The sequence below is a fragment of the Sediminitomix flava genome (assembly GCF_003149185.1).
Classification (GTDB): Bacteria; Bacteroidota; Bacteroidia; order Cytophagales; family Flammeovirgaceae; genus Sediminitomix; species Sediminitomix flava.
In genome coordinates this window covers 189712-204756 of the sequence record NZ_QGDO01000008.1, presented here as the reverse complement: position 1 = coordinate 204756, position 15045 = coordinate 189712, and the positions used below count along the sequence as shown (strand labels likewise).

The following is a 15045-nucleotide window of genomic DNA, read 5'->3' as shown; positions in this document are numbered from 1 at the left end:
CTTGACTTGAGGTTAGCTTTGGTCTGTAAAGTAATACTGTAATTTTAGCAGGGTTTACAGTCTTTAGTTGATGATATTCTTTATAAAAATTGCCCTAAGTCAATAGGGCAATTTTTAGAGAAAACACTTACAATTTCACTTCTATAAATGAAATAATTAAGAGTAAACGATGACACACGAATTGATGTTTTGAAACAACAATTTTAATTTCCTACAATCACTTTTCCTTGAGATACAGCTCCATCTTGAGCAGTTACTCGAATGATATAACATCCATTGGTTAGTTTACTAACATTGATTTCTTTGGTATTTTCATTCAATAGAACCATTCGGCCTTCCAAGGAGTAAAGGACAATGCTTCTTGGAGTATCAATACCTTCAATTTTTAAAATATTCGTGGCAGGGTTAGGGAAAAGAGATACAGGATTTAGCTCTTGTTCAGCACTTGTAATCGCTTCTACTGAACTCGTAATAGTGAAAGTTTCTGCTTCTGTAATTTTATCACTAGCAGCATATAATGGACTGTTTGGTCCTGTATTACTTTCAGCTCTCACATACAATCCCATAGCTTTCGAGTAAAGTGCAAATTGATTATTTCCTAGATCGACCCATACGAATTTTGCATCTTCTGAAATCACCTTTGTATTTAAATCTTCTCGTATTTCGTCTGGCTCAGTATAAACATATCCATAACGTCTAGGGTCTGCTTTAACATAATAACCGTTAGGTGCTTTTAGTGCTACATATCCATCAGATGTTTTTTCAAGGATAAAGCTACTTGCTGAATTATCATCGGAATTGGCACACAATGGGGATAAACTTACGGGAAGGGACTCATCAGCTTTGATCGATTTACCTATAAATTCAGACTTGAAAGTCATGGTACCTTGTGTAGCGTCACTCAAACTAGGTTCTGCTATTCTTTGGGGAAGACTAAAGAAAGTGATTGTGTGTAATAACACCCCATTTTCATAAGTAAAGTGATCACCATCGTTGATATTTTCGATATGATCCCCTTCAATTACAAGGTTGTCGAAGTGGATGAATCTCAAGTAACTTTCCCAATCATAGCCTTCTCTGATTTTAGTTTCAAGAAGGTTTTTACTTCTTGTTTTCTTCTCCAAAGTAAAGTTTTTGAATACTTTATCACTAAATACAGATCGAGGACTCAAGTTCGGATTTGTATCATTAATCTTATCGTCATTGTTCGAGATTCCAATATTGAATACAATATTTTCTTGTCCTGTGATTTTGAAGTTCTCATAGTAACCTCCTAAGTGACGTATAAGTCCCCCTGATTGCAATCGGCTATTGAATACGCCATGATTTTCACCAATACCTAAACCTCTTTTATCAGCAGGAAGAGTCGTGTGGTTATAAGCTCTTCCTTTTGCTTGTAAAAGATCATTGACACCCCAACCGAATTGGAAACTAGGACCATTGTGTAAAATACGAGTAGTACTATGGTTCATTTCGTAATCTAAATGACAGTAGGTGATATCGTCATCATTATGTGTGTAAATACCCCAATAGTCTGTTTTTGAACCAGGTTTTTGATAAAGTCCTCCTGCATATCCAACATCCTTGTGATCAATCACTTTAGCATAACCATCTGCTACGGTTACAGTTCCCATTCGTCTACTGATTGAAGACAAACCTTCAAATGTTTGTAGGTTTGCATAGTCGCCTTTCAAAAATACGCTTGCTTCCCAAGCACCTTTCATATCTTGATCTTCCCAAGGGTTTCCTTCTGCTGGAGGAATTGTTGCCCAAGGCGTTCTTTCAGTCCAATTATCATCTTCTTGATGAACAAAGAACAGTTCGTCACTATAAATACCTCGCCCCCAAACATGGACAGGATGGTTTTTATTGTTCATAGCAAAACCACCATGTACATAGGCATCACCCGGGATGTAAACTTCTTCAGCAATTTCGTTTGCACCTTCCCCAAAGAATCTCAAATGATCATTTGGCAGGTGAATCCCTGAACCAATGACTAATAATCGACCACTTTTAAATTCTTTATACTCATTTTCAGGTGCAGAAGCAGGGGCAGGTTTTACTGGATTGACAAAAACCATTAATGGATGTTCGTATACAAGTTCTCCCCTTGAAGGATCTTCCCAATCTTTACGATTGAAGGTAACCATAAAGTGTCTAGAAAATGGCGTCGATTTGTCTTCTCCTGCTCCAGGTAAAGTAATGTCTACCGTTTTGTCATCTATTTGATTGATAGCGAGTGGTGCAGGATAAATTTCAAGTTGATCTAACTTTATCGTTTGACTTAAAGCCCCATCTTTAAGTGAAACACGTATAACGACTTCAGTATCTGCATCAAAGTTATTCCAATGACGAGAGTGTAGTGTTTGGTTTGGTTTTTTAGAATTTGGACCATACCAACCATAAGCATATACGTCATGGCCACTTTCATTGTGAGCAGGATCATTTTGCGCTCTCAAATCTCGAATTTGAGGACGAGTTTCATAGGTAGGAGAATACAACCAATCGCCTCCCGAAGAAGGTCTTACTTTTAGGTCAAAGAAAGTAGAAATGCGTGTAGCTTTTCCTTGCTCAGGTTCGGCAGGGCATTGATCTTGAATCATACCAAAAGTAATGTTATTGACCGTAGTATCTTTTGGATTTCGAATCCCTGGTACCTCAGGGTAAACTTCTAAAATAGATTCTGTACCCACTAACCTAACTTTATTTGAGGATGCAGAGTATGCTTCATCTAGTAAAGCTCTAACTCGAAATTCAATACTTGCTGTTGGGTCTAATTGACTTATAGAATGCTCGATGGTATTTTCACTGACTCTTGCCGTTTCTACCCAAGATGCTCCATCAATTTTTTGTTCAACAAGAAATCCTGTTTCATTATCACTATTGTCTGTCCAATAAAGTGTAGCCTCAGTGTAGCTTGGTGTATTTCTGTAATAATATAAAGCTGAAGGCGAATTGACCTCTGTAGATACAGTTTCACCAAGCTCAACGGTATTTGAATATTCTGATTCGACCTCAGTGTTTATAGCTTTTACTCTGTATTTTAGTCCTACACTAATATCAAGAACATTAAAAGTGAATGAATTTACATTCGCTTCAGTGCTATCTAAAATAGTCCAAGCTTGCTGAGCTTTTTTCTCTTCGATGACAAAATAGGTTTCGTTATCACTGTTGTCAATCCAATTGAGTGAAACTAATGTATTATCATTTTCATCAAGTGTATAGACTAGGTTTGAAGGTGCTGAAACTGGAGGGGCTTCGATTCCTTCTACCATAAGTTCTTCCGAGTAATTCGACCTTGACTCATCATTCACCACAGCTTTTACACGAAAAGTTGCTGTAACTCGAATATTCTCAAGTGTAAAAATGTAAGAGCTTACATCTGCATTTACTTCTGCAAGCATCGTCCATGTATTAGTATCGGTCTTTTCTTCGATTACAAATCCTGTTTCGTTATCACTATTATCTGTCCATGAAAATGTGATTTTACTTTCGTCATTTTCATCTCTCACAAATGTAAAATCAGATGGAGCGTTTATTTCTATGCTAGGTGTAACTGTTGGTTCGAAAGCGTATAGTCCAGAAATTTCATCCTCAGAAAGTAATCTATTATACATACGAAATTCGTCTATCTCACCAACGACTCCCTTATTTCCTAGGTTGACATTATTAGCACCAATGATAAACTCTTTTTTACCTGTGATGTCTGTATTTACTTCTTCGATATCATCTATACCATTTCCGGTTGGCCCCGTAAGTGGAACGGAGGTCGCATCAATGTATAATTTTGGCTGACCGCTTTCAATCATAGCGGTGATGAAGTGCCACTGTTCATCTTTGATATTTATAAAATCAGCATCAGTAGATTTTGGTGCTTTAAAATCATAATTCCAGAAATTGTATTGAATCACTGAATCGGCAGAAATTTTCATATGAACATGCTTTCCCGCACCTGCATTTCCTCCATTTGTACCATATGAGAAAAAGTGTCCATCGCCCGTTGTAGGGTCTAGTTTTATCCAAAATGAAATTGTCCGATCTGAGGCTCCAACAGGTAGGTTTTCAATCTCAGCAGCTTGCATTGATAAATATGTTCCTTCTCCAGAGAATTGAAGAGCACTATTTGCGTTATCCCAATTATCTTTACTCCCTAAAAGATCGCCTTCTGTGACTATACTTTCTGGAGCTATAGAAGCAAGGTTGTCACCATCAAGCGGTAGGTAAAGTACCATTCCGTCAGTTGGAGCTGTTTGTGCGTTTAGATTACTCATAAAAGCAATGAGTAAAACTATAGACAGTATATATCTCATATTTAAATTGATTATGTGTTGTCCTTTTTATCGTAGAATTTTTATAAAAAGTATGGATAGCTGAATCCGATCTATTGAATCATTTTTCTGAGTTCAAATGACTGTAGATTTTATTAAGTGTAAAATATTCACCTATACTCAAATGTAATGTTCGTCCCGTAGTTTGGGTGTTCTATACTTGAAAAAGGATGTTCAAAAAGTGAAATGAAGTATTCTGATAGTGAAAAAAGTTACTTTGGGTGATTTTAAAAGACGTATTGTACAAAATCAGAATATAGTTTTAACATTCAGATTTTATAAAAAATAAAAGGGGATTCTAAATAGTTAGAATCCCCTTCACTCGAATGATTAATATAATCTGTATTTATTTCTGATCTTTGGTCGCTTCTTCTAATCTCTTCTTAACAACTTCAGAAGCGAATTGATCTACAAATGTCAGCATTTTTTCTAGCGATTCCCCTTCTGAAATCACTCCCCAGTCTTTATGGATTAGCATCTCACGGCGTTTACACTCAATGTTGAAAGAACTGTCTGAGATCATTTCCGTGATTTGAGGAGTAAAGAAGGCATCTACTAATTCTTCATTTTTACCAAATATGTTGAAAGGTACTTTATTTGATTTATCCATCAATTTAAAGTCATATTTAGTGATGAAGTTAAATAGGTCAGTTTTGCCCTGCGTGTAGAATTCAGGAATTCCACCTTTTGCAATGTTAAAGATCAATGCGATAGTAGCTGTACTAGTTTCAGTTGAAAAATCGTCTGAGTTTACGTACTTAATATCACAGATCATAAAACTGTAATGCTCTCTTGTCCCTAATACAAAGTTTTTCGCTCTGCGAAGTCTTGTTAAAAGTGAAAATGCACTTAAATGAGGACGAATGAACGACGGGCTCAAATTAGCTTCAAAATCGAGCTGATTTGCAGTGGCCATATCTTGAATTGTACGTGAACGCTTTGACAAATCTGAATGCGTTTTCTGTAGATATGGATTGGTAATCAGTCTTCTTGAAGAAAGATGGTGCTGAGATTGGAAATGGTGATTATCAAAACCTGTTTTTACCAATTCGCCACCTTCTTTGGTGAATTTATTCTGAATGTTATGGATGTTATTCAAGAATGTATGATCGATGAAAAAGGCCTCGCTAAAATCAAGAACAATTTTCTGATTTTTTGGCTGAGCATCAATCAAAGATTTAAATTTCAAGTAGTTGATGAAAGAAGCAACTCCTTTAAACTTGATGACTAAACCATCTTTACTTGCTGAAGTTTGAGCTTGAAGATCAAACATTTCTCTGATTTTAACGCCTTGTACAAGTTCAATAACAACTTTTAATGCGATACCTGCTGCTACACCCACAAGAAGGTCAGTGGCTAAAGTTACGATAAGAGTAGTCAAGAATTGTAAGAGCTGATCTATACCGACACTGTTGATCTTCTTAAACTCTTGTGGTGAAGCCAACTTAAGACCGGTGAAAACAAGCATGGCTGCAAGTGCTGCATTCGGAATAGTTTTGATGACTGCAGCGGCAAGCAATACAAAAAGGAAAAGGAAAAGACCGTGGAAGAAGTTACTCATTCTGCCTTTTGCTCCTGCATTTATATTTGCTGAACTTCTAACGATTTCTGAAATCATTGGTAATCCACCAATCAGACCTGCGATAGTGTTTCCGATACCAACAGCTACTAAATCTTGATTCAAGTTTGTAACTCTACCTTTAGGATCTAAAGCATCTACTGCTTTTGCACTCAATACTGATTCAATACTACCAACCAATGCAAACATCAAAATATATTTGATAGATGCATAGCTCAATAATTGAGAGAAATCAGGAAAAGTGATACCACTAAGAAAACTCTCAGGTAGTACTACCAAGAATTTAGTAGGATCAATATTGTAATCAAAAGATCCAAGGCTGTAACTGTGTGTTTGCGATAGATTAAAGACAAACCCTAGAGGAATTGCAACCAAAAGAATAAGAAGTGGTGCAGGTAACTTCTTTAATGTTGCATTTTTGATATATGGATGTCCAAAAAGCAAGGCTAAACTTAAAACACCAATGACTGTAACTTTTGGGTTTAAGTTCATAATACTGTGCGGAATTTCAGCTAACAAAGCCCATGGAGATTTTGCTTCTGGAACAACTCCCATGATTACATGGATCTGTTTACTAATGATGATGACACCAATAGCTGCCAACATACCTCTGATGACGGATATTGGGAACATATCTCCCATTTTTCCAAACTTGGCAAGACCCATAAGTATTTGTAGTACCCCCGATACTACAATAACTGCTAAAGTAAGCTTGTATCCCAAGATGTGGTCACCACCTCCTAGTTCTTCAACTGCACTGATTGCAATAGCAATTAATCCTGCTGCTGGACCTTTGATGGCTAAAGGTGCCTTCGATAAGAAGGTAACAACAAGTCCACCTATGATTGCAGTATAAATTCCGGCAATCGGTGGGAATCCACTAGCTTTTGCAATTCCTAAACAAAGTGGAAGAGCAATTAGAAAAACTAAAAAGCCAGATATGAAGTTAGATTTGATAGATTTATTAATCATTGTATCGTGTTAAGATTTCCAAAACCTTCACAAAATTCTGAAATACAACTTAGAATAATATCATAAAATCTATTAATAGATTTTATAATAAACATTAAAAAAATTAATGATTTGGCTTTAAAGATTAAATTTTATTGAGAAATTGATATGTAAATGGTTATAAATCAGAGGTGTTTTATACTAAGAATTCATCTGTGAGAGCCCTCTAAAGTACAAGAATGATTCTTATTAATATAAAAAAGGTTAAAAAGTCATTGTTCTAATTTCGTGATTTGAACACTAACTTCAGTGATAAAACGTCTTCAAAAAATCTTTATTTCGAATTTGACTAATTAGATAATGATTATAAATCACACCGTTTATAAGTGTAAATACACACTTTATTCTAACTAAGTGTATTATAAAATGTTTTGAAATGAGATGGAGTTTTTTAGGTAAATTATTTTATTTGAAGTGAAATAAATAAGCATATTTTTCTCTAGAATTTTACTAAAAGAAGAAATAAATCTTTTACATCAAGTAACCATCAGTAACCTCTTTTTTAGGAGGTATTTCGGATTCATTCAGTTGTTCCAAAAGATCAATTTCAATAGTTCTACACAAAGCAGTCATTGGTGTATCGCTTGGTTAGTTTTCAAAAGGATCTTCGTTGTAAGCTGCAATTGCAGATACTAGGTAAAAGCACATCGCAATTAAAATAGTCAGAGGAATTACTGTCCAAGAAATTCCAATAGTCTCTAAGGGGTTGATCAATGTAAGAGGCAGTAAGGTAACAAAGCACCACATAAACATATTGATAAAAAAATCATATTGACGGGGTAGTGGAGTATTCTTAATTCTTTCTGCTTTTCCTTGCAGATTGTAGAATTCTGTTAGTGTATTATCAAATTGTATATGTCTAAAATCTTCAATGAAACCTAGTTCTAGTAATTCAGTAAACCTTTCAGCCTGCTTTTGTATCAATTGTGTAGCTTTATTAGATTTCTCTTTTAATCTTTCCCATTCTTCTTTTGACAAATATTTATTGACCTCTAACCAATCATCTTTATTTCTTAATTGAAGTCGTAATGCATTTATCCAAGCAATATGACGAAAGACCATTTCCTTATGGATTTGTATTAAATCATCTTTATTGATTTTATCATTGTTGACCTGATGTAGAGTTACTAGAGTCGTTATCTGCCGTCCGAAAGTACGACTACTATTTACAATTCCGCCCCATATTTTTCTAGCTTCCCACCATCGGTCATAAGAAGAGCTATTTCTAAAACCTATAAAAATTGCTAATGCTGTTCCCATAACAGCTGTGATAGATGTAGGTAAATAGACATTTTTCATCTCTAATGTTTCATAGATTAAATAGGTTAGAGAAGAAACAGAGGTAAAGTATATTAAAGGACGATGAAGGTGTTTTACTAATAAGCTAAACTTTAATCTTTTTCTGACGATCATTTCCTTATTCTTTTAAAAATTCAAATTGATATAATCAGGAAAAATAGTCTCTAGTTGCTGTTTGTGTTTTGAAATGATTGGTAGGGAAATTGAATATTTCCTTACAGTTTCAACAAGCTAAAGAAGGGCTGTAAGTTATTAACTTGTTTTTATCGAAAAGAATTTAAATTGGGTAAAAGGTACAACAAAAAATTATGCTGCAAAGGTTTTTTCCACTAATGAAATTGTAGTAGCAAACCTTTACAGCATAATGAATTTTAGACGAAGTATTTATTTTAGAGGATTAAAATTGAAAAGTACTTTCCAAATCCAATCCCAAATAGAACTTGAAAGATCTAATTTATTTAGAGCCTTGTTTGGCTGAATAAATTTTCCTGTCAGTTTTGTTTCATTTGTATCTATTCCTGTTTCACTTAAAATCTTGTAAACCTCAGCCGTTGTAAGCTCTGGAGATAGAGATTTGAGGATTCCTATAATTCCAGCTACATAAGGAGTGGCCATAGATGTTCCATCTAAGCTTTCGTATTTGTTATTAGGTACGGTTGAAAGAATTCCAACTCCTGGAGCAGCTACTTTGTATTCGATATCGTTTACGAAGTTTGAAAAATCGGCCATTTGTAATTCATTGCCTACTGCTGAAACAGTGATCACATTTTTACAAGATGCAGGGACAGATTTTGTTGCGTTTTGAGCTTCATTTCCTGCTGCAACAACTACAATAGCACCTTTTTTATTTGCATACTCAATCGCTTTATTATAAGCTCTTTGACGTTTGTCATTTGACCTACCACCTAACGACATTGATATTACATCAGCACCATTATCTGCTGCGAGAATTATTCCGTCTATGATTGCTTCTTGGGTACCTGAACCATTCGGAAGAACTGTAATTCCTGTGATGGTAGTGAATTTGTTTTCAAAATTTAGAGAAGCAATACCTAATTTATTGTTAGAAACAGCACTCGCAATACCTGCACAGTGTGTTCCATGAATATCTGTATCGCTATCATATTTTTTATCTAAGGAAATATAGTTAGCATTTAAGTCTTCATGATTCCCATCAACTCCAGTATCAAGTATATAAATACTCGCCTTTTTCTTTGGTTTAAGTTTTCTAAGACTTGCCGAAAGTTCATTGATTTCAAGGTAGTTAAACTCCCACACATTAGTCAATAATGGGTCGTTCAGATGTTTCCAATTTTTCTTTGCGGAACTGACTTTTTCAGACTTGTTTGGCTTTAGCTTTATTGTTTCATTTTCTTCCACCCAATCAACCAATCCTGATGATCTTAAAGCTTCAATTAACTTTGTCTGCTGCGAAGCATCTTTTAAATCTATGGTATAGCATTCATCTAAATCTGTAATTCCTTTACTTTGAAGATGTGGAAAAGCCTCTGCAAAACTAGCATCAAAGGGTTTGAGTAAGCTCTGTAATTCTGCGAGCTGGTCAGTATTTTTGATATTTATGAGGAGTTCTGCGCCTTTATTTGCTGAAAAACTAGAAGAAGCCGAATGAAAATTAAGATTTCCAGCTTGGTACATATTAAATCCAATACCTGAACTTATAGTTAATACTACAGTACTTGTGATAAGTTTATATTTGAGGAAGGTTTCATAAAGAGACATCAGCACAACAAAAATACTTATATCTCTAGCTAGCCAGAGTAGGGTAGCCCACTCTAATTTATAGCTAACAAAGAAGCTTAGAAGAAAGATACTAGCCGATGTGATTTTGGCATAACCAAACAGGCGGTGACGAATACCTTTTAAATCGAAAGTATACCATGTTGCAAACACGGCAACCATCAAAAATAATGAGATCGGGTATAAGGAAGATAAAAAGTTAAGCATTGGTATAGTTTTATGAGTTTAAAAGTTCATATCGGATGATCTGAATGGCATCTCCAGACATGTAAATTGACATTTCATCAACATCTTCTACATCAGCAGAAATTTCAATTCCCTCTTTTTTGAGTTCATTCGGAATATCTTTAATTCTCAAAACTTCTTCTCCTGTATCCAATGCCCAAAACCCTGAAGAGATTTTCCTAAAACAGATTTTGCCTTGTAGCCTTTCCATAGATGTATTTTTCTAAAAAAAGAATCACTCTTTGATTCGATAAAAAATTAATTCGGTTTGAATATAAAAAGTATATCTAACTTTAAAAAGTAAATATGGTCTGATAAGGGAACCTACATAAAAACAGACACTTAATCTGAAAAGATTCAACATTTACATTTGAGTCTCAGATAGTATAAAAAGTATTTATACATCACATTTTGAGAAAAAAAATAGTGCTGAAGTTTTATCTCCAGCACCATTAAAAGAAGTAGATTTAATACTTAAAATCTAGTACACTAAACATTTAAGTGTTTTGGTATACTCGTTATTTTGAATGTGAATCATAAATAAACCTTTGGCCCATGAATGTGTACTCAACTGTTTTATTTCATTGGCTTTTATTTCTCCTTTATAGACTTGATTGCCTTGTACGTTAAATATACTGACTACTGAGTTTTTAGAAACACCACGAATTTGAATAAAGTCTTTTGCCGGATTTGGTGAAATGATAATTTCTTGAATTTCTGTATCAGTGATAGCTTTTCTAGCATTAGAAGTTGTTGCTATGAATTTGAATTCTTTGTGCGTCGCTCCACTGTTGTAAGTCCCCCATTGTTGTATATTCCCTCCATTTATAGTACTTCGAGCAGCCACTTCCATAGCTTTACCACTAAGTCGGTTAATGATTGAGAAATACCCATCGGTTGTATTTACAAACTTCCATTGTTTTTGTGGTTGATCTGTATAATTCCATTGTTGAATATTCCCTCCATTTGCTGTTGATCGGTTAGCTACTTCAAGTGATTTTCCGCTGTTCACATTAACAATTTTATACCATTCCCCATCTACTTGTGTGATCTCCCATTTTTTATGATTGCCAGTTTGTCCACTCCATTGCTGAACATTGGCACCATTGTCAATCGATTGTGAAGCTATTTCTACATATAGATTACTATTTTTATTTTGGATGAAGTATGTTCCATCTGTAATACTTGGAGATGAGCCGGTGCCATTTTTTGAGAAAATGGTTTGGTTTCCTGCTGACTTTGAAGCGGCATATAAAGGATTATTTGGTCCTGTATTTTTTTCTACTCTAACATATAAGCCAGTTGCTTTTGACCATAGTGCGAAAGTATCATTGGCCAAATCAACCCATACAAATTTTGCTTCATCGGTAATTGTTTTGGTGTCTGAATCTCCGCGTAAAAGGTCAGGTTCTGTGTAAACATAACCGTAACGACCTGCGTCAACTTTTACGTAATAGCCATTTTCTGCTTTTAAAGCGACATAACCATTTCCAGCATTTTCCACTTTAAATGTACTTCCTGAATTTGTATCAGCTGTAAGAGGACTCAGACTTACAGGAAGACCACTATTTACCCTTACATTTTTATTGTTGAATTCTGAAAATAGCGTAATGTTTTGACCAATTGGCGCAATTCCTGAAGTTGGCTGAGCAACAGGGGAATTCATACTAAAAAACGTAATAGTGTGTAACAGCGTACCTTCTTCATAATCAAAGAAATCACCATCATTTATGTTGTTGACTTTATTCCCTTCAATGACTAGGTTATCAAAATGTATGAAGCGCACATAGCTCTTCCAATTCTTGCCCTCCAATACTCTTGTCTTCAGTAGATTATCATTTGTAGAGTGTTTTGCTATTTCAAAATTTTTAAAGACTTTATCACTGAAAATACTCACAGGTTTAGAGTCTTCATTCCTGTCGGGGTCAGCAGAAATACCCAAGTTGAAAATAATATTATCTTGTCCTGTAATCGTGAAGTTTTCAAAATATCCTCCAGCATGAATTTCTAGATTTCCTGACTGTAGTCGACTATTGAATACGCCATGATTTTTCCCATAACTTCCATTTGCAGGTCTGTCTGAAGGTATAATGATATGGTCGTAAACTTTTGCTCCAGCTTCCAAGGTATTTACACCCCAGCCAAATTGATAAGTTGGTCCGTTTACATAGTTTCGAGATGTACAATAACGCATGGTGTAGTTTTGATGACAATAGGTGATATCATCATCATTTACCGTATAAATTCCTTGATAGAGTGTTTGTGTACTTTGTGCTTGATATAAACCGCCAGCATAGCCTACGTCTTTGTGGTCTAGTAAATCAAGTTTAGCATTGATATCGGTCACAACGCCCATTCTTGCCCCAAGGCTTGATAGCCCTTCGAAAGTAACTTTGAAATTTCCAGTATTCTCTACGCCAACTTTGCTATCCCATTTCCCTTTTTCACCCCAAGTATTACCTTCAACGGGAAGTGTTCTTGCCCATGGTGTACGCTGTTCCCAGTTTAAGGCATCTCCATAAATTTGGAAAAGCTCATCGCTGTAAATCCCTCTTCCCCAAACTTTCACATTGTGTGTGATATTTTTGAAATAAAATCCACCATGTAGGTAAGCATCTCCAGGTACATAAAGCTCCGTAACTGTTGCGTTTTCACCTGTTCCGAAAAATCTCCATTGGTTGTCTGGAAGATGTATTCCAGCTCCCATTACCATTAGTTTTCCACTGTCGAAAGTCTTGATTTTACCTTCTGGTGCCGAAGCACGGGCTGGTTTTACAGGGTTTACGAAAATCATTAGAGGGTGTTCAAAAGAATATTGACCTCTTGGAGTTTCCCAATTATCACGGTTAAAAGCAATTAAGAAATGTTTTGCGTGATCTGTGTTTCCAGTTTTGGCAGCAGGAAGCTTCACCTCAATGGTTTTGTTATTTACTTGCGTTACAGAAATAGGAGATGGATGAATCTCAGTTTGATTCAAGTTAATGGTACTGGTTGGAGCGTTTCCTAGTAGTGTAACTCGAACTACGATATCTTCCTGAGCATCGAAATTTGTCCAATGTCTTGAATGTAAAGTCAGATTAGGAACATTTGAATTAGGTCCGTAATCGCCGTAGCCATAAACCGTATGTCCTCCATTACTGTGGAAAGGATCATTCTGACTACGTTGATCACGTATTTGTGGTCGAGTTTCATACGTTGGTGTGTCCATGTATGATCCACCAGAAGCAGTTTTGACTTCTACTTTATAAAATGTAGAAAGTCTTGTAGCCTTTCCTTTGTTAGGTTCACTAGGGCATTGGTCTTGGAGCACATCAAAGCTTATTCCATCAACAGTGACGCTTTTAGGGTTTGTAATTCCAGGAACCTCAGGGTAAACTTCTAATTTTGAATTTTTGCCAACTAGTCGTTGCACTCTTGTAAATGGAGAATAGTTAGAACTCCCTTGAAAAGCTCTTACTCTAAATTCTATACTATTGTTAGCATTCAGTCCTGTGATTTTGGTTTGAGTAACATTTGAATTGACAGTTTTTACCACTGACCAATTACCGCCATCAGTTTTTTGTTGGATTTCAAATCCACTTTCTGTTGAGCTTTTATCAGTCCAATACAAAGTGACTTCGGTGAGTGCTGCATTTCTAAAATAGTAGAAATCTGCAGGAGCATTTAATGCAAATGCAGGAATTGAAAATAAACTACAAATGATGAAGCACATCAATAAGCGTGAGTAAAAGAGTACGTGTTTCATGATGTTTAAAGTGTTGTCTTATGATTAAGTGTAATTGGTGCACCTATTATCAAAAGTAGTTTTAGTACTGAAAACACGCTGTTCTATTTTTGACAAATGATATTCTAATTAGGAAAAGTGATAAAATGGGCAATTTCTAAAGATTAGCTAGGGAATCCTTTATTTCATTGACTTACAGTGTTTTTAAAAGCTTTTAATTGACGTGTGTAAGACGTAGTATTCCAGTGTTTTATCTCAAAGTAAAATTAAAATATAAAGCTCTTAACAAATCCTATAAATGAATAAGGTTTAAACACTTCTGAAATTTATGTGTGGATTAAAAACTAGTTAATATGTTTTAAATTTAAATCAAGTCGTAGCTATCTAATAAAAGGCATATTGCTATTCTCTTCTTTAAACATTAGTCTTGTAAAGCATTGTCCTAAAATTAATCCAAATTAAAATTTAGCTCACGATACGAGCTTCGACTTTTAGAGTAAAGTCTAGATTCAAATTTATTTAAATGAACGTTCTAATACTTTTCGCTCACCCAGCTTTAGAAAAATCTCATGTAAACAAATGGCTCATAAAAGGGCTCAAGGAAAAAGAAGGGGTAACATTTCATGATCTTTACGAAGAGTACCCAGAGTTTGATATAAATGTTCAGCATGAACAGGAGCTTTTACTCATGCATGATTATATCATCTTTCACTTTCCTTTCTTTTGGTACAGCACACCTGCTATCTTGAAAGAGTGGCAAGATTTGGTCTTAGAGCATGGTTGGGCATATGGGAGCAAGGGAAATTTTCTGAAAGGAAAACAATTCATGTGTGCGATGACTATCGGAGGACCGCAAGATGTATATCGTGAAGATAGTTTTCATAAACATACAATCAGACAGCTTATTTCTCCTTTACGTCAGACAGCAACTTTATGTCAAATGAATCCACTACCTCCGTTCGCGGTTCATGGCGCACATCGTGTAAAACGAGACGCAATTGAAACTTATAGAAAGGAATATTTCAAACTTCTTGACGAGATAATTGAGGGGAAGTTTGATTCAGCAAAAGCTGCGAAGTTTGATTATATGAACGATTATTTAGCAAAGAGTATCTAACATT

Annotated in this window: 7 protein-coding genes; 1 reads left to right on the top strand and 6 read right to left on the bottom strand. The window is 35.3% G+C overall.

The features are described 5' to 3' along the window. Positions 1 to 203: 203 nt before the first annotated feature. From BC781_RS22455 to BC781_RS22430, 6 genes are all read right to left on the bottom strand, one after another. A complete protein-coding gene (locus tag BC781_RS22455) occupies positions 204 to 4271 on the bottom strand; it encodes a LamG-like jellyroll fold domain-containing protein (protein ID WP_158281559.1) in 4068 nt (1355 codons plus the stop codon). Between the two features lie 403 nt (positions 4272 to 4674). Further along, the gene (locus BC781_RS22450) at positions 4675 to 6879 is read right to left on the bottom strand and encodes a SulP family inorganic anion transporter (RefSeq protein WP_109622199.1); all 2205 of its coding nucleotides are present in this window, start codon (positions 6877 to 6879) and stop codon (positions 4675 to 4677) included. Positions 6880 to 7506: 627 nt separating this feature from the next. After that, positions 7507 to 8331 carry a bestrophin family protein gene (locus BC781_RS22445; RefSeq protein WP_109622197.1) on the bottom strand — a complete coding sequence of 275 codons (825 nt, stop codon included), beginning with the start codon at positions 8329 to 8331 and terminating at the stop codon, positions 7507 to 7509. A 270-nt stretch (positions 8332 to 8601) separates the two neighbouring features. Continuing rightward, a complete protein-coding gene (locus tag BC781_RS22440; protein WP_109622195.1) occupies positions 8602 to 10182 on the bottom strand; it encodes a S8 family peptidase in 1581 nt (526 codons plus the stop codon). A gap of 10 nt (positions 10183 to 10192) precedes the next feature. Further along, positions 10193 to 10411, bottom strand: a complete 219-nt coding sequence (locus BC781_RS22435; protein WP_109622193.1) for a hypothetical protein — start codon at positions 10409 to 10411, stop codon at positions 10193 to 10195. 270 nt (positions 10412 to 10681) lie between these two features. Next, positions 10682 to 13945 (bottom strand): RICIN domain-containing protein, encoded by a 3264-nt coding sequence (locus BC781_RS22430; RefSeq protein ID WP_109622190.1) that lies wholly within the window; start codon positions 13943 to 13945, stop codon positions 10682 to 10684. Positions 13946 to 14447: 502 nt separating this feature from the next. On the opposite strand from BC781_RS22430, the gene BC781_RS22425 reads away from it, so the two are divergent. After that, a complete protein-coding gene (locus BC781_RS22425) occupies positions 14448 to 15041 on the top strand; it encodes an NAD(P)H-dependent oxidoreductase (RefSeq protein ID WP_109622188.1) in 594 nt (197 codons plus the stop codon). The last annotated feature ends 4 nt before the right edge of the window (positions 15042 to 15045 follow it).